Below are 22,901 nucleotides of genomic sequence, written 5' to 3' on the forward strand. Positions count from 1 at the left end.
CTCAAACCACGAGCTCTTCCTTCGGGGCCAGCACCTTGATCAGGCGCTTGATCACGTCATCACTACTCACCCCTGCCGCCTCGGCATTGAAAGTGGTCAGCACCCGATGCCTGAGCACCGGCACCGCGATCGCCGCGACGTCACTGGTCGTCGCATGGAAACGCCCTCGTAATACCGCGTGCGCCTTCGCTGCGGAAATCAGGCTGATGCCGGCACGTGGCCCGGCACCCCAACCCACCATCTCTTTCACGAAGTCCGGTGCCGAAATATCCTTCGGCCGCGTCGCACGTGCCAGCTTCGCGGCGAAGTCGATCACATGATCCCCCACCGGCACGCGGCGCACGATCTGTTGGAGATGGATGATCTCTTCCGCATTCATCAGCGGCGTGATCTGCGCATCGCCCGGGCTCGTCACGCGGCGGATGATCTCGCGTTCCTCCTCCTCGCTCGGATAGTCCACCACGATGTTGAAGAGGAAGCGGTCCAACTGCGCTTCCGGAAGAGGATAGGTGCCCTCCTGCTCGATCGGATTTTGCGTCGCCAGCACGAAGAACGGCTTCGGCAGATCCAGCGTGTGCTCACCCACCGTCACATGGTGCTCCTGCATCGCCTCTAGCAGCGCGGCCTGCGTCTTTGGCGGCGTCCGGTTGATCTCATCCGCCAGCACCAGGTTCGAGAAAATCGGCCCATGGACGAACCGGAACCCGCGCCGCCCTGTCTCAGGATCCACCTCCAGCACGTCCGTTCCGGTAATGTCCGCAGGCATCAGGTCCGGCGTGAACTGGATTCGCTTGAATCCCAGATGCAGCGCGCGGGAGAGCGTCGCCACCAGCAGGGTCTTCGCCAGACCGGGAACCCCCACCAGCAGCGCATGGCCACGGCAAAAAATCGCCATCAGGGCCTGCTCGACGACCGCTTCCTGGCCGACGATCACACGTCCGACCTCCTCTTTCATCTGCCGGTAGGTCGCGTGAAGCTTCTCGACTGCCGCCTTGTCGTCGTTGCTCATGATTCGGGCACTACGACAAGCTCTAGCGGCAAATTGCAGGGATTGAAACGGGTTTCGATTTTTTCCCTAAGAAGGCAACAGGGATACGCGTTCCAAACCTCCTTCCCCGCGCAAAATCACGACCGCGCTTCCCAATTCGGAATCGCCTCCCTAAGGTCCCGCGCGTGGGTTTTCTGCGGTTTCTCGGCAGCTTGGTTACGGGCTTTCTCCGGTATCTCGGGGAAGTGGCCCTGCTGTTCGGGCAAATCTTCGAGTCCTTGGTAAAGGGTAAGATCCGCTGGCGGCTGGTTCTCCAACAGATCGTCGAGATCGGCCACCGCTCCCAGCCCGTGGTCATGGTCACCGGGGCCTTCACCGGCGCGGTCCTCGCCGCCCAGTCCCTCTTCCAATTCGCCACCCTGAATATGGAGACCGGCGCCGGGGCCTTGGTCAGCGTCGCCATGCTCCGGGAGCTCGGTCCCTCCATCACCGCGCTCATGCTCGCCGGCCGCGTCGGGGCCGCCATGGCCGCCGAGATCGGAACCATGAAAGTGACCGAGCAGGTCGATGCCCTGCGCTCGATGAGCGTTCATCCCGTCGATTACCTCGTCACCCCGCGCCTCATCGCCATGATCATCGCCATGCCTCTCCTCATCGGGGAATCGGCGGCCTTCGGGATCATCGCTTCGGTGCTCGTCGGCACCGGCCCCTTCAACGTGAACCCGGCCTACTGGATGGCGCAGATGGGCAAATACACCGACCTCAGCGATATCGCCATCGCCCTGATCAAAGGCATCGTCTTCGGCCTCCTCATCGTCGGGATTTCCTGCCATCAAGGCATGTGCGCAAACAACGGGGCTGTCGGCGTGGGTCGTAGCACCACCCGCGCGATGGTCTACTCCGCCCTGGCGATTCTCATCTTCAATTTCTTCCTCACCCTGCTGATGAACATGATCTTCCCGGCGGGACTGAGCAGGCATTGAGTCCCGAAGGTCCGTGCCTTGGCCCGGAAAGACTGCCGAAGCCCCCGGGCTAGCGATTCCCCGACCCTAGGCCGACATCCTCACGGTCGAGGGATCCGGATCGATAAAGTGCCCCCAGCTCTCGTCCGAGTTGCTCTCCCTCAGCCCGAACATCGGCCGCCACCGCGGTGCCGCAGGCTTGCGGAGCGGGTGCATGTTCGCCTCCTGCGGCAGCTTGTTCGCCTTCCGCGTATTGCAGCGGATGCAGGAGGTCACGATGTTCTCCCACGTGGTCCGGCCGCCCTTGTCGCGCGGCATCACGTGGTCGAGATTCAGCTCCGCCTCGGTGAAGGTCTTCGCGCAATACTGGCAGGTATGCTTGTCCCGCAGGAAGACATTCCGGCGGGTAAAGCGCACCTCCATGCGCGGCAGCTTTTCATAGAGCGCCAGCACGATGATCTTTGGCACGCGCAGCGCCAAACGAACGGTGTGGATCATTTCGTCGACGATGTCTCGCGACGACGAATGCTCCACCCAAGACCCCAGGTCATGGGTACGGAAACGGTCTTCGCCTTCCGTCTGCACTACCTGGGCGTGCCCAAGAAACAAAAGCTTGAGCGCACGTCTGACGGTGCAGGTTTGCACCGGCTGCCAAAACCGGTTGAGTACGAGGACGGGATAGTCAAGATGGCCTACCATGCCTTTTCCCAGCAATTGCCGCGGAAGCTAGCAGGAAAGCGGGATGTCGCAAGGAAAAGGTCGGTGACAGGGAAGTTACAGAGAGCGTCGATTTCCAGCTTCCCAAAGAAGGCCAGCAGGCATCCGGAAAAATACGGACGATCCCGCCATTCCAAACACCGCTTGAAATGTCCGGGGGATCTTTTGCCGTTTCGAGGGTTGTTCTGATGGCGCTGCTTTCCAGAGACACCGACTTCTGACTTGCGCTGTAAAAAGCGGCCGTCAAATTTGTCTGACAACTTCCATGAAAATCCGTACCTTCATCGCCACCATGGTCCTCGCCCTTCCAGCCGCCCAAGCGGCCGAACCGGGCTTCACCGATCTCTTCAATGGCAAGGATCTCGCCGGCTGGACCCGGGTGAATGGCAGCGGCGAATTCAAGATCGAGGGCAAGGAGATCGTCGGCTTCGGCGAGAACGTGAAGTCGAACACCTTCCTGCGCACGGACAAGACCTACAAGGACTTCGATTTTCGCTTCGAAATGAAGTTCGACGACCTTTCCGGAAACTCCGGCATGATGTTCCGCGGGCTTCAAAAGGAAGGCAATGACGGCCGGGTGCACGGCTACCAGTGCGAGCACGATCAGGACAAGAAGCGCGCGTGGACCGCCGGTCTCTACGATGAGGCCCGCCGCGGCTGGCTCCAGCCGGTGAAGCATGGCAATGCCAAGGATGACAGCGAGGAAGACAAGAAGGGCCAAGCCGCTTTTACCAAGCAGGGGCAGGACCTGATGAAATGGAACGACTGGAACGAGATCCGCATCGTCTGCAAGGGCAAGCACATCCAGATCTGGCTCAACGGCAAGGAGCGCGTCGATTTAGAAGACGAGGGCAAGGAGTTCACACCGGAAGGTTTTTTCGCCCTGCAGGTGCATGCCGGGCCGTCCTGCAAGGTCCGCTGGCGCAACATCCGGATCAAGGAACTCTGATCGGCCTCGTCGTTCCCAGAATCTCTTTCCACTCACCCTCGCCGAGCTCGGCGAGGGTGTTTGCTTTCCGGAGGCAAGGTCCTTCCACTGCTGCAGTGGTGATGGCGAGAACCCTGATCCCCGCAGCCTGCGCTGCGGCCACCCCATGGGGACTGTCCTCGATCGCGATGCAATCCTTCGGATCCACCCCAAGACGCTGGCAAGCCAGCAAGTAAACATCCGGCGCAGGCTTCCCTTCCGGCACCTCGTCCCCGGCAGCTCGCACCGGGAAATGCGATGCGAGCCCCGCCGATTCCAAACTGAGTTCTATGTCCTCGCGGTCACTGGAACTGGCCAAACCGATCCGAATCCGGTCCTCCATCAGCCGCTCCAGTAGCTCCCGCACTCCGGGCAGCACCTCGAGTGGGTTCGCCGCCAGCAGCGCACGCCACTTCGCTTTCCAGCCTTTCCGGAATTTCCGCACGTCGAAGCGGTCTTGCGCCATCGCACCAAGGGCGGTTTCGATCGCGGCATTCGAGAGCCCCATCAGCTTGCTGAAGTAAACCTCACGGCTGAGCTCCCCGCCTTGGGCGGCGAAGGCATGGCGATACGCTTCGAAATAGACCGGCTCGGTATCGAAGAGCGTGCCGTCCATATCGAAGATCACCGCGCTGACCACCTTCCCCGGCGTCGCCGTCTCCGGCTTCCCGCGGAAGTCCGTGGGACGCTGGCCGGTCTCCGCCAGGAAAAACCGGCTCAACTCGTGGGCAGTGCCAAATTGCATCTGTCGGGCGATCTCGGCGAGGCTGAGGCGATGATCCATCAAAAGATGCCTCAGGTGCCGGAGCCGCACCCGTTGGATCTCCTGCTTCGGCCCATGGCCCAGCACCGTGGCGAAACGCGCCTTGATCGTGGTCATCGAAAGCGTCGTCCGCTCTGCCAGCTCGGCCACTCGCAACGCTTCATGCGGTGCCTGCCGGCGGATGAAGCGCACTAGGTCCCGGATCTCCTCATCCTCGATCGCCAGCGTATCGCTTGATTCCCTCGCCACCACCGTTTGCACCGCCACTTCCGTCCGCACTGGAGGCGGAGCACCGCCATTCATCTGCTGCCAGAGCATGGCCGCAGCCTGCTTCCCGATCTCCCTGCCGGGGTAGGCGATGCTGCTCAGTGCGGGAAAGGTGGCGAAGCAATAGCTGGGATCATCACCGAAGCCGATCACCGCGAGCTCGCCCGGCACCCGGATGCCGAGACGATCCGCAGCCCGCAGCACGACAGCCCCCAGCGAATCATCCACCACGAAAAGCCCGCAGGGCCGCGGCAGCAGGTCAAGGAAAGCCATCACCTCCGTCTCGACCTCCCGCCATGTCTGATCCTTCCACAACGGCCTTCCCTTCAAATAATGAACCGTGGGCTCGATGGCATACTCCGCGAGCTTGGAGCGGAAGCCTCCCAACCTCTCACGGGCATAGCGCCGCAGCCCGGGAGCGAATTGCTCTTCGCGATAGAACGTCTCGCCACGGGCAAGGAAGGCGAAATGCGGGACGGAGCACTCGATCAAATGCTCCGCGGCCACCCGGCCGATCTGCTGGTTGTCCGGCACCACGCGCGGAAAGCCGAGATCCGGCCCCTCGGTGCTGGTGAGCACCACCGCTTGGCCGCGCCGCCGGAACTCCGCCAATTCATCTTCGGTCGCTCGGAAGAGGATCAGCCCATCCCCGTGCCACTCACGGTCGATCTTAACGGCCTCCATCTCGCCATAGGAGTCATTCTCCGTGGCCAGCCGCCAAGGATCCTCCTCCCGCATGAAATCGACCACGCCCGCCATGACCAGCGGACCATAGGAAGACCACACCGGGTGACGCATGGCGACACTGCGGCGGATCAGGGGAGGCTTGCCGTTCATGGACGTCCGATTGAAGCCCAGCCCGTCCCCCGATGGCAAGCTGGCGCCAATTTCCCGCCGATATTCCCACGGCCTCTGACGAAATTGCCCCACTCATTTGAGCAGCCTTCCTAAGCCGTGATGCCAAGCCTACCGTTAGAAAACGGAAGTTCAATCCGTCTTCCCTAGATCAAGCCCATGATGAACTCGTCACTTCCATCTCCCTTCGGCCGGCATATCCTGATGGTCTCAGCACTGCTGATCCCTCTCGCTTCTGCCGATCTCTATTCCACGGCCGTCCTCTCGGACTCCCCCCTCGCCTACTACGCGCTGGGAAATGCCGCTCCCACCAGTGTCGCCGCCAATAGCGGCAGCCTCGGTGCCGCCCTCAATGGCACTCACAACAATGTCCAGTATGGCGCGGTCGGTGCCCTGGTCGCCAACTCCAATACCTCCATTACTTATGGCGGCAGCGGGCGCACCGTGCTTTCCTACAATGCCTCGCTGAATCCCGCGGCCTCCCAGTCCTTCACCGTCGAAGCATGGGTGAAGCCCGTGATCGGCGACGCCAGCCCCGAGGGGCGAATCGCGATTTCCAATCGCCAGGCCACCGGCAACTACCGGGGCTGGGCCTTCGTCCAAAAGGCGGATGAAAGCTCGGGCTGGAGTTTCCAGATGTTCAACCAATCCGGCACCACTCCCGCCATCACCATCACCGGCGGGATGCGGACCCCGGGATTCTGGAGCCACCTCGTGGCAGTCTGGAATGCGGGCACCTCCACCGCGACGCTTTACGTCGATGGCACCGCCGTCGGCTCCCAGACCTTGGCCGGCGGATATGTCGCCAACCCCGACGCCCCGCTCGTCATCGGGGCGGGCGATGCCGTGAATCCCGGCGCGAACGGCTACGCGGGCGATATCGATGAAGTCGCCTTTTACCCGAGCGCTCTCACCACCACCCAGATCGTGGAGCACACGGATAATGCCTTCAGCTTCGAGCCCACCGAGCCTTATGAAACCCTCCTCGCCGGCGATGGCGCCACACTTCACCTCCGCATGGCCGAGCAGGCATCCTGGCGTTCAGTCGCGACCAACCTCGGCACCCTCGGATCAAATGGCAATGCACTCCACTTTCCGGGAGCGGTCCATCAGGTACCCGGTGCCCTCGCGACCGGGGGCGATACCGCACTGCGCTTCAACCGCATCGACAAGACTTCGAATGATGGTGGCTATCCCACCGTCCTGCCGAATCTTCCCGAATTCCAGACCGAAAGCTTCTCATGGGAAGGCTGGGTGAAACCCGCCGCGGAAGGTGCCGGAAACGCCCAATGCGTCGTGATGAACTACAATTCCGGGGCCAATCGCACCGGCTGGGTCCTCTGGCAACGCGGATCGGTGGCGGCCTCCAGTCCGGCGGAAGGCTTTGGCTGGAATCTCCGCCTCTACAACGGCACCGGCAACAACCGCACGATCAACATCACCACCGGCAACGCGGCGGGCGGTTACACGATCGGCCAGTGGCAGCATCTCGTGGTAACCTACGACAAGGCAACGCAGACTGCGGCCGTTTACGTCAATGGTGTCTCCGTGGCGACCCAGACCGCCACCGCAGGCGACTATGTGCCAAACCCGGGAACGATCGTTCCGGCGTTCGGCGGTTTCGCCAACGGAACCGAGAATCCTTTCGAAGGTGACATGGATGAGGTCGCCTTCTATGGCTCGGCTCTTACTCCCGCCCAAGTCTCGGCTCACTACGCGAATGGCACCAGCACTTCACCGGCCACCCCTTATCAGGATCTGGTCGTGTCCCACGCTCCGGTGGCTTACTACCGGATGAACGAGGCCGCGAAGGCCGTGGTGAACAACGCCGGAACCCTCGCCGCCGCAGCTGATGCCACTTTGGTGAATGCCCCTGAGGTGATCAACGGACCGCAGCCGCCAACCTATGCCGGCTTCGATCCTTCAACCGCTGCCAGCCGTTTCAATGGCGACGATACCTATTTGGAGGTCCGTAACCCCGCAGGCCTGAACTTCACCGGCCCCATCACCTTGGAGGCTTGGGTACAACCCGCGGCAGCCCAGCCGAATGCCTCGGCAAACATCATCGGTCACGGCGGCAATGACAACTTCTCGGGCGAGGTTTTCCTCCGTATCGAAGGCGGCAACTACGAGATCGGTGCGAATGGCGGCAAGGCTTCCTTCCCCGTGCCCGCCGAAGATCTCGGCAGCACCGCGTGGGTCCACCTCGCCGGAACATGGGACGGCACCCAGTGGGCACTCTATCGCAATGGCACCCAAGTCGCCACCGCCACCGCCGCAGGAGGTGCGGTCCTGGTCGACAATGCCAACTGGGCGGTCGGCGCACGCGGCCGCTGGAAGAATGGCGCGGGCTTCCCCGAAAATCCGGGAGGTGCCGCCCGTGTCTTCAACGGCGGAATCACCGATGCCGCCATCTATAATACCGCCCTCTCCGCCAGCCGGGTCAATGCACACTACCTCGCGGGAACCGGCACGGTGAACGATCCGATCCTGACGATCTCCCGCCCGGGTGGAGTAATCACCTTGGACTGGGCAGGCGGCGTTTTACAGCAATCGGACGATCTCCTCCAGTGGAACGACGTCCCATCCGTCACCTCTCCCTATGCTCCGGCAGACGGACCAAGCCACTTCTATCGCCTGCGCTACTAAGCAGGATCCCGATCTTCAGGAGGTCAGGAGGCTCGCCGCAAGGCGGGCCTCCATTTTTTTAAGGGGCTGAAATCCCATCACACAGGCTTCGCAGAAGTGGTATCTGCCGGGAAAATAGCGGGCATCGTTTTGTGAAAATCAGCCTCCTTGTTTCGCCGAAATCCCCACGCCTCCCGGCGATATTGCCCGTTTCTCGGAAACCGCCGCCACCTCACGCTGGGCGGTGAAATGAAATCCCGACTCTCCCTCCTGAGCATCCTCCTTTGCTCCACCCTCCCTTTGTCCGCCGCCACGTCGGTCTATGAATGGACCTTCAACAACGGCGATCTCACCGCGGCAGCCGGGAACGGCACGATGGCTACCACTGGATCTGCCACCGTCTCCTTCGCGACGACGGACGGCACCACGGTCCCCCATATCGGCGGCGTCGCCTCCGGCTACATGAGCGTGCCCTCTTTCACTGCAGGAGCGAATGGCGTGCTGCTGACCTTTGCCGATAGCGCCCCGAATGGCGGCGGAGCCTACCTGAATCAGTACACCATCCTGATGGACATTTACAGCCCCGGCGCGGCGGGCTGGCAGGCACTGATGAACACGGCCACCGATAACGCCAATGATGCCGATTGGTACATCTCCGACACGGGTGGCCTCGGCATAGGCGAACTCGGCTATTCTTCCGGTGGTGCCGTAACGCAGAACTCCTGGCAGCGCATCGCGATGAGCGCTGATCTCGCCGCGGGAACCGTCAAATACTATGTGAATGGTAACTTGGTGAAGACCCGCACCGGGGGATCCCTTCTTGACGGACGCTTCGCCGTCTACACGAACAATCATCCGGGTGCCGACCTTCTTCTCTTCAATGAAGGGGACAACTCAGGCAGCTACGTCCATCCGCTGCTGGTGGGCTCGGTGGCCTTCACCGATCAAGCGCTTGGCGACTCCGCCATCGCATCCCTCGGTGGTCCCTCCGCCAATGGCATCCTCGTTCCGGAGCCCTCCGCCGCCCTGCTCGGTGCGCTCGGAATGACGGCGCTGCTCCGCCGCCGCCGCTGACCCGCACGCTCGGGGAGCACGTTCCATCTCATCCCTCCGGCTCCAGGCCGGAGGGCACGCCGCCTGACGCCCCTTTCCTTCCATTTCGAAAACCACCCCGCACTCCTTGCCATGAAACGCTCCGATTTCCTCCGCCTCTCGGCGCTCGGCTCCCTCGGTCTGGCCACCCGCAGCTTCGCATTGCCCGAAGGCTACACCGGCATTCCCGCTGGCATCCGCCCCTACCTGCAAACACCGCGCCCTGACTCGATGTGGGTTTCATGGTTCTCCGATAATGCTCCGAGCGGACAGATCGAATGGGGCACCTCGCCAGCAAACCTCAACAACACGGTCAACGCCGCGCTCGACGTGCTCGGCACCGGCTATCACTACCACGCCGGACGCATCACCGGACTCTCGCCGGCGAGCTACTATTACTACCGGGTCCGCAATGGCTCCACAGTTTCGGACGTCTTCCGCTTCCGCACACCGGTCCCCGCAGGCACCAAGACGGGGCGCATGCGCGTGCTCGTGATGGGCGACAACCAGATCATCGGCGAAAACCGCTACGAGAAACTCATCGCCTGCGCCAAGGCGAAGATCGAATCGACCTACGGCGTGCCCATCGAGGAAGTCATCGATTTCATCCTGATGCCCGGGGACCAGGTGGATGTCGGCACCCTCGATCACTACCGGAACCTGCACTTCAAGCAGTGCGGCCTGATCTCCCCGAATATCCCGATCATGACCACGGTCGGGAACCATGAGACCTACTACGATACCAACCTCGATCTCTACAGCCGGATCTTCCGCTACGATGACATCAGCTACGCCAATACTCCCGGCACGGAAGGCGAGAAATACTATGCTTACCAGCTGGCAAACATCGCGTTCATCCACACCAGCAGCGAACACACCACCACCGCGCAGAAGCAGTGGGTCCGTTCCTTGGTCGATGCCCTGAAGACCGATGCCTCCACGGATCTCTGCGTGAGCGTGGTCCACCGACCCTACCAAGCGGAGCAATACGTGGGCGACATCTCCGGATGGTTCCGCAGCGAGATCATGCCGATGCTGGCGGAGACGGAGAAGCATGTGCTGAACATCGGTGCGCATCACCATCTCTACGCCCGCGGCCAGACCCGCGAGTGGCCGATCTACCACATCATCTCCGGTGGCACCGCCTGGGACCAGTACTGGGGCCAGTCCTCGGAATCGGATTTCGACGACGTCCAGAAAACCATCGCCCACTGGGCCTGGCAGCTCATGGACTTTGACCTCTCCGCCCGGACCATGGAGGTCACCTGCTATGCGGAGGCCAATGTGAAACTCTCTGCCGAGACCCGCTGGAACTACAACAGCCGGATCATCGACAGCTTCCACCGCAAGCTCGGCCTCGAAGCTCCAAACAAGCCTGCACTTGAGAATACCTTCAGTGGTCCGGTCACTCTGCCGCTCGAACTCATCAGCAGCGCTTACCAGAGTGGCAGCGGGGAGGCGATCAATAGCACTTGGTTCCAGATCGCCGCCGATTCTGGATTCACCAATCTCAAGATCGATCGCATTCGCGACGTGGAGAATCTCTACGGCGACACCGGTGCTCCGCTCTACGAACCGGTAAATATCCACGCGAACGTGGACATCCTGCGCCTCGCCGTTTCTTCCGGCATCTACAATGGCACCCACTACGCCCGTGTCCGCCATCGCGACACGAATGCGATGTGGTCCGCATGGTCGGATGCCATCGCCTTCACCGTTGAAGGCAGCACCAGCGGGCCGACCGCCCTGAAGCTTGCGAAGACCGTCTATGCCCCGAACGAGGACTTCCTGGCTACCTACGAAAATGGCACCGGCCTGCCGAAGGACTGGATTGGCATTTACAAGAAGGGCCAAAAGCCCGGCTCGGGGGCCGGCACCGTCACTTCCACCACCTGGCAATATGTCGATGCCGCGAACCTGGTGAACGGCACGCGGAACTTCACCTACAACCTGCCGGTTGGCGAATGGTACGCCGCCTTCTTCACCAACGATGGCTACACCGAGATCGCTCCGCGCGTTCCTTTCTATGTCGGCAATGCAGCTGTCATCAGCACCGCGAAGGAAGCTTACGACGAAGGGGAGACCGTGAGCATCCAGTTCTCGAACGCCCCTGCAGGAGCCACGGATTGGATTGGCATCTACCAGATCGGCCAGACCCCGGGAGGCCCCCTTTCGACGCAATACAAGTATGCGCCCACCGCCTCGGGATCACTCGACTTCACGGGCCTCCCGAAGGGATACTACTTCGCCTCCTTCTTCGTGAATGATGGCTATCAGGAGATCAGCCAGCGCATCGTTTTCTCCGTGGGAACGCAGATCACGAGCGTCTCGATGGAATCGAACCAGATCACCGCGGGCAGCGACTTCACGGTGAGCTTCAACAAGGGCCCCGGCATCCCGAAGGACTGGATCGGCATCTTCAAGCAAGGCGATGTCCCCGGCGTGGACGTCCTCACCGCCTATCTCTACTTCGCGGGCGCCACCTCCGGTAGCGTGACCTTCCACCTGCCAGATCTTCCACCGGGTGATTACTTCGCGGCGATGTTCACGAACGACTCCTACACGGAGGTCTCGAACCGCTTCCTCTTCACCATCGTCGGCCAATCCGAACTCAAATTCGAGCAGGCGACGATGGAGGGAAATGAAATGCGCTTCCGTTGGAAGTCCCAGAGCGGACGTAGCTACAAGATCCAGAAAAGCACGACTTTGGCTACCGACTCATGGATGGATATCCGCACCGTTACCGCCAGTGGCGCCAGCCATGAGGAACTTGTGCCGATCGATCGCCTCGCAAACCCGAACTGCTTCTTCCGGGTGGTAGAGAATTGACGGCCTCCCAGCCCCCTCGTGCGGCTACGGAGACAGGCATTCACGGTGTCAGGAAGGGACACCTTCATAGCCCGGGGTCTGCGACATGCAACCCCGGGTGATGTTTTCCAAGGATATCTCTCCCGGTTGCACGGACTACCATCCCATTCAAGGGCGAGCCCGGAACCTAGTCCCCGGGGACGGCCTGCTACGATGCCTATCGAAGACCGCCCTTCTCCGGCTGAACTTATCTTTGCACCGGAGGCCCGCTCAGCGCGCACCCGGCGTGATCAACTGCTCGAACGTTTCGTCCAGCGCCTTGTCTCCCCCCACTGCAGGAGATGTCACGGTGGAGGAAGTCTTCAGCTGCACTTCGAGGTCGTCCAAGGGCTGCTGGTTGGTACCCGAAATATGAATCTTCGCCCATGAAGATCCACCGGCCCGGCGGTGGAAAACCCTCTGGAACGCCGGAGAACCGCCATCGACCGCAGAGCTCGGAAGACCAACCTGAAGCTCGCCATCGAGCTTGCCGCTGGCATCGGCAAAGATGCTTCCGCCAATCGAAATCCGACCCCGGGCATCAAGAATCAGGCTCTCGACCCCCGTCCGGTTCTTGTCTCTCACTGCGACGCCCTTCGCTTCGAGATCGAAACGCGGCTTTTCATACCACACCTCGCCCAGTTCGCGGGCGATCAACTCGAACATGGGTAATCCTGTCGCCGTGGAATCCGCTGCCGCGATCGCACGGAAAGGAATGCGCCAGGAAAGACCGGCGTCCCCGGAAGTCCGGACGATCAGGTCACCGGTCGCTTTCTCCCCGGGAACCTCCACCGTCGTGGACAAAAACGAGCCGAAGGATGGCCCCAAGAGATGCTGCAGCTCGATATCGGCGACTCTCACAGGGAGTATGGTCTCACCGCTCTCGAAATCGAAGGGCACGCTCTCCTTGTTTTCCTCGTTGTTGGAAATCTCGATCCTGCCTTTCGCGGCACCCACCGGCGAAAGCCGGGCATTGCTGAGAAAGATCTTTCCCTTCTCGATGAGCAGGGAGGCAAACTCGAGCTTGAAGTCACCCCATCCGGCAAAGGTCGCCGTTCCGCCATCAAGGCGCAGGCTGGCAGACACGGCCTCCGGCTCATGAATCTCCAGGCTCGCCTCGCTGTTACGGACATGGAAGGCCGGAGCAGTTTCTTCACCCAGAAGGACGTTGAATTTGGGGCTGCGGTAGCGGAAGTGGAAGGGAAGCTCGCCCTCAGGCCGCTTGAACCAAGCCTGATTGCCTGTGGGAGGACGAAGCAACAGATTGCCACCTTGTCCGGCCACGATTTCGGATCCGTGCCAGGAACCTCCGACCAGCTTCGTGAAATTCAGATCTCCTTGCAGCCCGCGAAGGTCCAGCTTGGCGAGGATCGACTCCTGCGGCCAAGTGAACTCGATGGCATCCGCACTGGCCCCCACCGGGGTAAGGCGGAGCTGCGTGACCTTCGTCTCAGCACCGCTCCAAGCCTGGATCTTCGCGATCACCGAGTCCCGGTAGGCGCTGCTGTTCAAAAACACCAGCGAGGCAAAGAAACAGACCGCAACAAGGATCACCAGAGCCACCGCAAGGATCACCTGAAGGATCCGGAAGCGCTTCTGCCGCGCTTCCTTCTCTTTCTTCGGCTGGCGGCTACGCCGTTTCCGCTTTTTCACGCGGTAAACCTGCGTGCCGTCCGGCCGGGTCACCAGTTGGGGGGCATCTCCATCCTGCCCACCCTCCCCTCTGGACCGCAGGCGGTCCATCATTTCATCGATGGAATAATTGTCCGGTTCGCTATCGGAGTCAGCCATGCAAATAAAAGGACGTGCGGAGCAGCAAGCTCCGCGCGAAATGACAGGGCGTCAATTGCCCTGGGCGTTCTCACCCGTCGGATCCAGCACATTCACCGTCACGAGGAACAAAAGCAGGGTCCGCGAAGGCGCGGTAACCTCGCTCCTGAACAAACGTCCCACGACCGGGATGTCCCCGAGGACTTTCGTGTGGTCTTCCACCTTCTGCATCCGGGATTGTAGAAGTCCGCCCACCGCAAAGGTGGTGCCGTTCGCAATCGTGAGATTGGTGTCCAGCTGGGTCTTCGAGAAAACCGGCATCAGGATCTGGTTCTCCGTCAGGATAACGCGCTCGTTTCCGGTTCTGCCAATGCTCGCAATGGATTGCGGAGCCGGACTGGTAATCGGTGTCCCGTAGTTGATGAAGCCGTCGAAGTCCGTGATGCTGGGCTTCAGCGCCACGTCCACGAAGTGCCCATCGCCACTGACCGTCGGCAAGACGTCCAGCACCACGCCCACCTTCTCCATTTCGAAGGAGGTCGGGGTCGCAGGCGTGATCGGCATGATGGGCGAGCCCGCTCCGATCTGCCCGGTATCAAAGTCAATCGCAGCCGAACCACCGACACTGTTTGGCAGTTCCGGGGGCTCGTATTCCGTCGGGTAAATAAATTCCCGCATGATCTCGACCGTCGATTGCTGGCCGCTGCGGGTGACCGTGGAAGGACTCACCACGATATCGACACCCTTCTTCTGCGAGAGACCCCGCATCATCATGGTGAGGTTGGTGTTGTTGATGATACCGTTCATCCACATCACCCCCGGAGCGCGCGAAGAACCGGGCGCAAATCCCTGCTGCTGCTGGAGGATCCGGTCGTCGATCGCATTGCCGTCCACCGCCTCGGTACCACTACGGTTGCCGCTGGTGATCGCATGCTGGAAAATCGAACCCGGTGCCAACGGCATGTCGGCCATGTTTCCCGGATTTTGGGTACCTCCGCTCAAGTGACCGGCAGTCGTTCCCGGAGTCAGGCCAGTACCACCCAGGCTGTAGTCATCCAGCAACCAGTCGAAGCCCAGCTCCTCCAGATTGTTTTCCTGGACCTTGATCATCCGGACCGTGACCGAAACCATGCGTGGCTCGGCGCTATTCGCCTGCTCCACCGCCTGTTCCACCATCGCGAGATTCTGCACCGTATTGGTAACCCGCAGCTTGCTGGTGGTGGCGTTGTAGTTCGCGGAAGAACCTTCTGGGAATTCCACGCCGAAATTCTTGAGGACGTCCTGGGCACTCATTCGTGCTGCCAGCAGTCCTTCCGAGGCTTCCTTGTCGGCGAAGGGATCAAGCTCGCCCGAACCACCCGCCGCAGTGCCTGCCTGGGACAAGAAATCAGGCGGCACACTGTAGGTCCGCGTGATCAGGTCGGAGGAACCAGCGCCCGCCGGACGGATCTCCACCGCGAATTCCTGCGGCACCACGATCGTGCGCGTCACGTCCGCGATGTATTTGACCACTTGGGAAAGTGGCACGTTCCGCAGTTCCAGCGAAATGGGCACCTGCAGAATTCCCTGAGCCGCGGCCGAATCGCCGAGATTCAGCACGAAATTGATTCCCTTTCGGGTCGGATCCACTTCGAGGGTATCCCGCTCGATGGATTGGGCGCGAAGGAAGTCGAAAGCTTCCTGAATCTTCACGGCGTCGAAGGAGACCACCGGAAGGATGATCCGCTCCATCTTGCTGGAAAGGAGGACATCCCCGGCACCGGGTTGGTGCCTGCCGGCTCCCACCAAGGACGCAACATCTTCCTTCGGCGTCACGCGCAGTTGCCAGGACTCGTCCACCTCGGCGAGCAATTCAGCGCGGGCATGATCACGCGCTGCACGATAGTAGTCTGCCTTATACTGCGAAACTTCTTCCATCCCGCGGCGGGCCGCCTTGTTCGTGGGGTCCACCTGCAGCACGTCTTCATAGACCATGCTCGCCTTGTCGTAGTCGCCCAGATTCTTGAAGCCTTCGGCCTTGTAGAGAAGCAGCCGGACTTCCTCCACATCCTTGCCGTGCTCAAGGGTCGCGGCGGGATTGGTGCGGATAGGGTCGTTGAGTTGCTCGTCCATCTCGAGCGCCAAGCCATTGCCCGGCGCCACATCATCGGCGAGCACCTTGGACATGGTTTCCTTAGCACCGCTCACATCGCCCAAGCGGCGCTGGTTGCGTGCCTGCTCGATGGAAGCTTGGATGAGGCGCTCGGTCGCGGCCTTGCGCAGTTCCGTGGTAGCCGGGGCTTCCGGCAGGAGATCGCGGGCACCACTGTAGGCTTCCACGGCAGCCTTCCACTTGCCTTCCTGATAGGACTCGTCGCCCTTTTTCAGAAGCTCATGCGCCTCCTTGGCGTTAGCCGCACGGCGCTGGAGCTCGGCTTGAGCCAAGGCAGAGGTCTGTGCAACCAGAGGCTGCGACAGGAGGAAACAGGTCAGCGGCGCGACTGCCAGAAGGCGGGCGCGGGTCGTGACATTTTGGAAACGATCGGAGATCGGCATCGGGGTTTCCGCGTTGTATAGAGACCGACTTTCAGCAGGGTAAGCGGAAAATCCGGGAAATTTCATTGTTCCACGCCCTCATCCCCACGAAGTAAATACAACGCCTGCTCTGCATCGCGGGAAATCTGGGCCTTCAACTCCTCAAGAGATCCGAATTTCCTTTCACCGCGCAGATGGCGCACGAATTCGACCTCCAAAATCTTCCCATACAGATCTCCGGAGTAGTCGAAAAGATGCACTTCCAAGGTCCGGGTTTCACCGTCCACCGTGGGTCTCACTCCCAGATTCGCCACCCCTTTCAGGCAGGTCTTCCCTTCCCTCGCACGCACGGCCCATACCCCGTCCGGCGGAAATTGCTCTTCGCCACGCTCCACATTGGCCGTCGGAAAGCCGATTTGCCTTCCCAAGCGTCGCCCTTCCACGACGCGCCCCTCCACCGTGTAAGCTCGTCCCAGCATCGCAGCAGCTGCGTCGAGGCTGCCGTCCCGGATCGCTTGGCGGATGCGGGTGCTACTGATGCGCTCTCCGTCCATCATGACCGGAGGCACGGCATCCAGATGGTAGCCTAACTCACCGGACAGGCGGGAAAGCAGGGCTACGTCGCCTTTCCGGCTCTTGCCGAAGCGCCAATCCTCCCCCACCGCGACGGTGCGAACCCCGGCCGAGGAGATCTCGCCAAGAAACTCTTCTGCATCCTGCGCAGCCCTCTCATGGTCGAAGGGAAGCGCCAGCAGGAAATCAACACCCATCCGCTCCAGGATCTCCGCCTTGTGATCCAGCGAGGCCAAGAGCCGCCGAGGCGCCTTTTCCGGAGCCAGAATCCGGATCGGATAAGGATCAAAGGTCAGCACCCCACAAGTCCCCCCCTCTCGAGCGCGTCCCGCCAAGGCCCGGGAAATCACCGCCTGGTGCCCCAGATGCACGCCGTCAAAAACCCCCAAGGCCAGATGGTGCGGCCCAACCACCCGAGCCAATTCGTCGATCCCCGTGAAACGCAGCACGCGACGAGAATGGGAGCCCCGTCCGGGGATTTCGACACCGGATTTGCCCCGAGCACGCTTTTTGTAGCACCCTCTCCTCACACTTTCGCTGGACCTCGGGCCACGGGCCGCGATGGTTTCGCCCGCACATGGCTGAAGTCTTCCGCTCCACACCTCAGGCCCCCGGTCTGCCAGAAACCCTCGCCACGGTCCTCAAATGGCGCGATGTCCCGATCCCGCTCAGCGAGGAGGACTTCACCACCGCCATCGGCGAGCTGACCAATGTCGTCGAAGTCGCCGGGGAAAACCCGGATGCAGGTACCCGCCAGGCCCGCGCGATGGCGCGCATGGTGATGGGAAACCTTCACCGCGATCACGGCCTGCTCGATCACGCGCTGCCCTTCTACGATGCCGCATTGGAGAATCCCGCCGACCTCGATGACGGATCGGTGCACGGAAAAAACGAACTCGCCAATCTCTACACCAACCGGGGGATCTCCCTGCTGACCGGCGGAGGTGAAGAAAAGCTTCCGGCCGCGCTGGAGGACTTCGACCGCGCCATCGCTCTCCGCAAGGATCTCCCCTTGGAAGAAGAGCCGAGCATCCGCTGGGGCCTTTCCGCTGGCTTCATGAACCGCGGCGACGTGCTTCACCGCATGGGCGACCGCTCTGCCGAGGCTACCGCCGCTTATGACGAGGCGATCTCCCACCTCAAGCAGCTCCCCTACGCCGAGAATCCCGCCACGCTCCAGCGCTACGCCCTCGCTTGGGCAAACCGCGGCCTGGTGGTCGAAGATCCCGCCGAAGCCCGCCGCTGCTTCGATGAATGCATCAATCTTCTCTCGGATCCGCAGAACCCGCAGCAGCTTCTTACGCTCTGCAACGCCATCCTAAATCGCGGCCGCCATTCGCTTCAGGTCCACGACGATACGGAGGCCACCGCAGCCGACGCCCGCCAAGTGCTTGGACTGCTGGTCCCCCATGAACAGAACCACCCTGCTCCCGCCGAAATGGCCCTGCAGGCCCGCCACCTCCTTGCTCATGCGTTGATCGCGTGGCTCGACAGCTCCCGGAAAGGCCCCGGCATCGCGGAAGACTGGATCGGTGATGCTACCGACACCGTTGAAGACGCCCTCGCAATCGAGCGCCTTTGGGAACAACGCGGCGTCGAGGCGCTGCGCCCTCTCGCCAGCGATCTCTTCGAACTCGGCTTGCACGTCTATCGCGTCTGCCAGCCCCACTTCTTCGCGGATTTCCTTGTCGAGTCCATGGACCCTGAAATGTCTCCGGGCGCACCCTTTACCGATCCCCGCTTCCAAGCTGCCGCGGCACGGAATCTCCAGGCCGCGGTGAACGAGGTCGCCCAGCGGGCTGCCTCCTCCACCCTCGAGCCCCAGGAAATGGAGAAGCAGCAGAAAGTCCTGCACATGCTCAAAGCCGCCGACCACCGGCTCTCCGAGCTCCAGCGCGCCTACCAGAGCGCCTGATCGATTTACTACAGTCGCCGTAGTAAAAAACGGAAAAGCTCCGGCCGCGGTGGAAGCCGCAGGCCGGAGCCGACCATCCGTGGGAATGGATCCGACTTATTCTTCCTCGATCCGGAAGAAGAGCTTGGTTCCCGGAGTGAAGGTTACCGACCGGCTCGTCATTACACCTTCAGACGGGATATCCTGCATCAGGATCGTCGGAAAGGTAATCAGATCGGTGGACGCCGTGATGCGATACTCCTTCCCCGCCGTGGAGAGCCAGGTGAAGCTCGCATTGCCCGTCAGCGGATTGATCGCGCTGCTGGCCAGCGTCAGCGGCGCCGCCGGTCCGGGACCCGCCGTCGCGGACATCGTCCAATCGGTGATGTCACTGGCCTGATCCCATCCGCCCGTGCGGGCCACGAAGCCGACGTAAGACGTCCCTTCGCTATCGATCGCTCCGATGTCTCCCAGATCCACGTCCAGACTGTCCAAGGCCAGAACGCCATCCACATAGACATCCAGATCTCCGGGGACATAGACGACGCGAACGACATAAGGAGTTCCATCGACCGGCCCGGTGAGAGTGGAGTATGTCTGGCCACGCAGGGTAATGCCTGAAACCTGGCGGAGATCGGAGGTGCCGATCTTCGTTGCTCCCGCAAAGACATTAATACGGGCTTCATTGAGGATGCCCTCGGCATTTTCCCATGAGGAGAATTTCACGGTCAGCGCATTGGAGGCCGGACCATTGTCCTGGGGTAAAGCCGCCGCACCTTCCGGGGTATTCTGGATCATGAAGCCCAGACCTTCCGCTCCATAGCCACGATGGGCACAGGTGAGCTGAAGTCCGAAGGTCGTATCAAAGCCACCGCTCAGATCGATCCGCTGGTTATACCAGGAAACCCCGTGCTTTCCAGCCTCATCCGGCACCATGCGGAGACGCACCACATCACCCGGATTCGGAATCTGCGGACTATCATTCACCAGCGAGGCGTCGCCAAGCAGCACGAACTCATCACCGGCCGAGGAGAAATCCTCATAGCTGATGCTTGCAGGAGGCGTGGCCACCGCGCCGAAACTCAGCGACTTGGTGGCAGGACCGCCCGCGTTCGTCGCGGTGATCGTGTAGACCGCATCGGAAGTCGCTACGAATTCCAGCGTACCGCTGGCGGGCAGCTCCTCGCCGGTGCCAGGCGTGATCTTGATCGAATCCGCACCGCTCACCTCCCACGAGAAGATGATCGGATCATCCGGCAGCGAGGTATCACGTCTGGCTCGGAAGAAGGCGATCTCCGGTGGTTGGACCACGGAAATACCCGGCAGAGGAATCGTGCGGGTAGTAGCGAGCCGGCGTTCCGGGGTCGGATAATCGAAGTCCACCTTCTCGATCAGGTTCCAGACCACACCGTCATCGCTGCCTTCGAGCGTCCACTGGATCGGATCGCGTTCGGGAGCATCACCGCCCGTCACGAAAGCGTAGCGATCAAAAGTTGGACTCACGGTGCCCAAGTCGAAGACCACCGGGGAGTTGGTGAAGTCGAGCCACTTGTTCCCGCCTTCCGCCACGATGCCATCGATCAGCTTTTCGACGCCCTCCGCATCCGGAGTATCGCCACCCGGATTGGTCACGGAGATCTCCGTAAGCTTCGACTCCCCGCTATAGAGTTCGAATTCCGCGAGCTGGATCGTCCCGGTTCCCACTCCGCTTCTCAGCTTCGTCGCCTTGAAGCGGACATAGCGGAAATTGGACGCGCCGCCGGCTACCGAGCGCACGGTCACATTGGCCGTTGCCGCTTGGGAAGTCGCTGCTTGCTCCGCAGTCAAGGTGTAGACCGTCGTCGCATTCGAGGGTGGCGTGACCGCAAGGAATCCGAATTGATCCACATCCCCCGGCGCAGGCGCGAGTGTGGTTCCATCCAAATCTCCATACAGGGAATCCCACTCCAGCGTCACCTGTTCTCCGTTCTTCACGATCGCCGCCGTGCCTTCAAACTCGGTGTTGATGATGTTGAAGTAGTTGATCACCGGAGCCACGCTTTCCGGGATCGTGAAGCCGGCTTGGTAGGTGTGGTTCTGGTTGACGATCGCGACGTTGTTCCGCGCGTCCAGCAGCTCCCAGTCCCCCTCCTCGGTTCGTCCCCAGAGGTTCCACGAAACCGGCGACCGGTTGTAGGCCACGCTATCATTCGCGGTGCAGAAATTGTAAGAGTCCACCGTCACCGGCTCGGTGAAGGCGAAGTCCAGCGGCACGGCAAGGGCGGCACCGTTGAACCACTTCGTGGAAGTCTGCCCGACGGGAAGCGGATTGCCCCCGATCAGCGGTAGACCGTCGGCCACCTTGCCAGGGCCCTCACCCGCGTTCGGATCCTGACCACCCGCAGTCACCGTCACCGGGACCACGCTGGCATTTGAACCGTTGCGGTTGTTCAGATTCAGCAGGGTTCCGTTCACCGAGAAGGTGAACTCCGCAAGCTGCATCTGCGTGTTGTTGTTCTGGATCTTCGTCGGCTGGAACCGGAAGTACTGGTAGGTTTTTTGCGCAGCCGAGGCGGAACCGCCCATCAATATCGCAATGGTAGCCAAGGCTAGTGGCTTCCAGGTGAATCGCGATGGTGTGGGGAGGTTCCCGGAATGCCCGGGATTGATGTCGGGGTATTTTTTCGGGGTCATCGGAATTGTATGTCTACGTCTCGCCTCCGCTTGGTAACGGAGGCAGCCAGACCGCCGGGCATGGACCCGGTAGTCCGGATGTAATCACACGCAACTCCAGGCCGGATGGGTTTAACCTTCCGGTCTGTTAGATCCTGAAACAAAACCCCGCGAATCCGCACAACCGATGAGCCCGGCTCATCATCCCGATTTTTGCGGATTCCCTCTCACTCCGCCAATGGCGCTTCTACAGTGCTCTTCTTCTTGAAGAACCTGCGCCACGCCAAGGCCAAGCCGGTCCAAACCAGCATCACGGCCGCAGCCGCGGACAAGCCGGCTACGGCCTGCCCAATCCACGATCCAGCCTCACCCGTGTGAGCCCAGCGGACCCACTGCCGCAATTGGCGGCCACGGCTTTGTTCCTCGAATTTCTCAATTTTGCGGAGTTCACCGGTGGACAGGTCCACCGTGACCATCTGCTTCAGATCAGGACGGCCACGGTGACCGTCGAAGACATTGAAAATGGCTTCCTTCCCTTGCGGAAATTGAAACTGGATCGATTTCCAGGTCTCGCTCGATTCCTTCGCGAATTCGAAAGCACGGTTCCATCCCGCCGTGGAAACCGGCCCCGCTTGCGGAGACCCCGGACCACGTCCGCCCATCCCCGGCTTTCCGCCACCCGGCGGGCCCTTCGGCGGCGGCGCTTCTTCACCCACCGCACGAAAGAGCAAGGCATTCGCCCACGGATAGGCAATGACGAGGCCAGTCGTACAGATCACCAGCAGCGGCAGCGCGAACCAGAAGCCAAGCACGTTGTGCCAGCTCCAATTCCAAGCCCTGCCCTTGAGGCCCCCTTGCGGAAGCGTGATCACCTTCAGCCCGCGGCGCGTCCAGCGCTTCGGTATCCACAGCACCAGACCGCTGAGGATGAGGAAAAAGAACACCACCGCCGCAGCCGAGGTGATCGCTTGTCCGGTCTTCTGAGACTCCCCCTTCATCGCCAGCCAGCGGTGCACGCCGGTGACGAACTGGAAAAATCCGCGCGTGCCCTTGGCTCCCTCGCCCAGCACTTCGCCGCTATAGGGATTCAGGAAAAGGGTCTTCTCCTTGCCGAATTGGAAGGCCACCGCTTGCGTGGGATCGTAGGAAACGACCATCCCCGTGGGAGCCGCACCGGGCTCCGCGGCTTGCAAGGCGGCGAACAGTTCCTCCGGCCCCTTCTTCTGCACATCGATCGGCATGGAGACCTGGTAGCCATCGACAGACTCCGTGATCTGCCGCTCGAAGGACAGCAGCGTGCCACTGGTGGCCATCACGAGGATCACCAGGCCCGCCGCCACGCCGGCGACGAGGTGAAGCCAGAACAAGATCTTTCTAAAGGGACGGAACATGCGGACCAGACGAGAGAAAAG

14 protein-coding genes are annotated in these 22,901 nt (G+C 61.3%); 6 read left to right on the plus strand and 8 right to left on the minus strand.

Annotation, left to right across the window (positions count from 1 at the left end):
* Window position 1: 1 nt before the first annotated feature.
* Window positions 2-1,009, minus strand: a complete 1,008-nt coding sequence (locus HHL09_RS02340) for an AAA family ATPase (RefSeq protein WP_205760964.1) — start codon at window positions 1,007-1,009, stop codon at window positions 2-4.
* A 164-nt stretch (window positions 1,010-1,173) separates the two neighbouring features.
* Between HHL09_RS02340 and HHL09_RS02345 the strand changes: the two genes are divergently transcribed.
* Window positions 1,174-1,971 (plus strand): MlaE family ABC transporter permease, encoded by a 798-nt coding sequence (locus tag HHL09_RS02345; protein WP_240963717.1) that lies wholly within the window; start codon window positions 1,174-1,176, stop codon window positions 1,969-1,971.
* A 66-nt stretch (window positions 1,972-2,037) separates the two neighbouring features.
* Here HHL09_RS02345 and HHL09_RS02350 read toward each other — a convergent pair whose 3' ends face one another.
* Entirely contained in the window at window positions 2,038-2,448 is a 411-nt protein-coding gene (locus tag HHL09_RS02350) for an HNH endonuclease (RefSeq protein ID WP_240963718.1), read from the minus strand.
* Between the two features lie 484 nt (window positions 2,449-2,932).
* Here HHL09_RS02350 and HHL09_RS02355 point away from each other — a divergent pair, with 484 nt between their 5' ends.
* Entirely contained in the window at window positions 2,933-3,616 is a 684-nt protein-coding gene (locus HHL09_RS02355) for a 3-keto-disaccharide hydrolase (protein ID WP_169452888.1), read from the plus strand.
* Here HHL09_RS02355 and HHL09_RS02360 read toward each other — a convergent pair.
* The gene (locus HHL09_RS02360; RefSeq protein ID WP_169452889.1) at window positions 3,603-5,501 is read right to left on the minus strand and encodes an HAD-IA family hydrolase; all 1,899 of its coding nucleotides are present in this window, start codon (window positions 5,499-5,501) and stop codon (window positions 3,603-3,605) included. The two genes, HHL09_RS02355 and HHL09_RS02360, sit on opposite strands and share 14 nt — an antisense overlap.
* A gap of 177 nt (window positions 5,502-5,678) precedes the next feature.
* On the opposite strand from HHL09_RS02360, the gene HHL09_RS02365 reads away from it, so the two are divergent.
* The 3 genes from HHL09_RS02365 to HHL09_RS02375 all read left to right on the plus strand — a co-directional run bounded on the left by HHL09_RS02365 (window position 5,679) and on the right by HHL09_RS02375 (window position 12,068).
* Window positions 5,679-8,168 (plus strand): LamG domain-containing protein, encoded by a 2,490-nt coding sequence (locus tag HHL09_RS02365; RefSeq protein WP_169452890.1) that lies wholly within the window; start codon window positions 5,679-5,681, stop codon window positions 8,166-8,168.
* A 228-nt stretch (window positions 8,169-8,396) separates the two neighbouring features.
* Window positions 8,397-9,221 (plus strand): LamG-like jellyroll fold domain-containing protein, encoded by an 825-nt coding sequence (locus HHL09_RS02370; RefSeq protein ID WP_169452891.1) that lies wholly within the window; start codon window positions 8,397-8,399, stop codon window positions 9,219-9,221.
* A 111-nt stretch (window positions 9,222-9,332) separates the two neighbouring features.
* Window positions 9,333-12,068: a purple acid phosphatase family protein gene (locus HHL09_RS02375; protein WP_169452892.1), complete on the plus strand. Its 2,736-nt coding sequence runs from the start codon at window positions 9,333-9,335 to the stop codon at window positions 12,066-12,068.
* A gap of 249 nt (window positions 12,069-12,317) precedes the next feature.
* On the opposite strand, the gene HHL09_RS02380 is transcribed toward HHL09_RS02375, so the two are convergent.
* The 3 genes from HHL09_RS02380 to HHL09_RS02390 form a co-directional block, all read right to left on the minus strand.
* Window positions 12,318-13,877 (minus strand): AsmA family protein, encoded by a 1,560-nt coding sequence (locus tag HHL09_RS02380; RefSeq protein ID WP_169452893.1) that lies wholly within the window; start codon window positions 13,875-13,877, stop codon window positions 12,318-12,320.
* 51 nt (window positions 13,878-13,928) lie between these two features.
* Window positions 13,929-16,391 carry an Amuc_1098 family type IV pilus outer membrane protein gene (locus HHL09_RS02385; protein WP_169452894.1) on the minus strand — a complete coding sequence of 821 codons (2,463 nt, stop codon included), beginning with the start codon at window positions 16,389-16,391 and terminating at the stop codon, window positions 13,929-13,931.
* A 62-nt stretch (window positions 16,392-16,453) separates the two neighbouring features.
* Window positions 16,454-17,392 (minus strand): bifunctional riboflavin kinase/FAD synthetase, encoded by a 939-nt coding sequence (locus HHL09_RS02390; protein WP_169452895.1) that lies wholly within the window; start codon window positions 17,390-17,392, stop codon window positions 16,454-16,456.
* A gap of 128 nt (window positions 17,393-17,520) precedes the next feature.
* Between HHL09_RS02390 and HHL09_RS02395 the strand changes: the two genes are divergently transcribed.
* Window positions 17,521-18,858, plus strand: coding sequence for a tetratricopeptide repeat protein (locus tag HHL09_RS02395; protein WP_169452896.1), 1,338 nt, complete (start codon window positions 17,521-17,523; stop codon window positions 18,856-18,858).
* Between the two features lie 96 nt (window positions 18,859-18,954).
* Here the strand turns inward: HHL09_RS02395 and HHL09_RS02400 are convergent, their stop codons facing one another.
* Window positions 18,955-21,510, minus strand: coding sequence for an L-type lectin family protein (locus tag HHL09_RS02400; RefSeq protein WP_169452897.1), 2,556 nt, complete (start codon window positions 21,508-21,510; stop codon window positions 18,955-18,957).
* Window positions 21,511-21,716: 206 nt separating this feature from the next.
* Window positions 21,717-22,880 (minus strand): PepSY-associated TM helix domain-containing protein, encoded by a 1,164-nt coding sequence (locus HHL09_RS02405; RefSeq protein ID WP_169452898.1) that lies wholly within the window; start codon window positions 22,878-22,880, stop codon window positions 21,717-21,719.
* Between the last annotated feature and the right edge of the window lie 21 nt (window positions 22,881-22,901).

It is taken from the genome of Luteolibacter luteus, assembly GCF_012913485.1.
Taxonomy (GTDB): Bacteria; Verrucomicrobiota; Verrucomicrobiia; order Verrucomicrobiales; family Akkermansiaceae; genus Haloferula; species Haloferula lutea.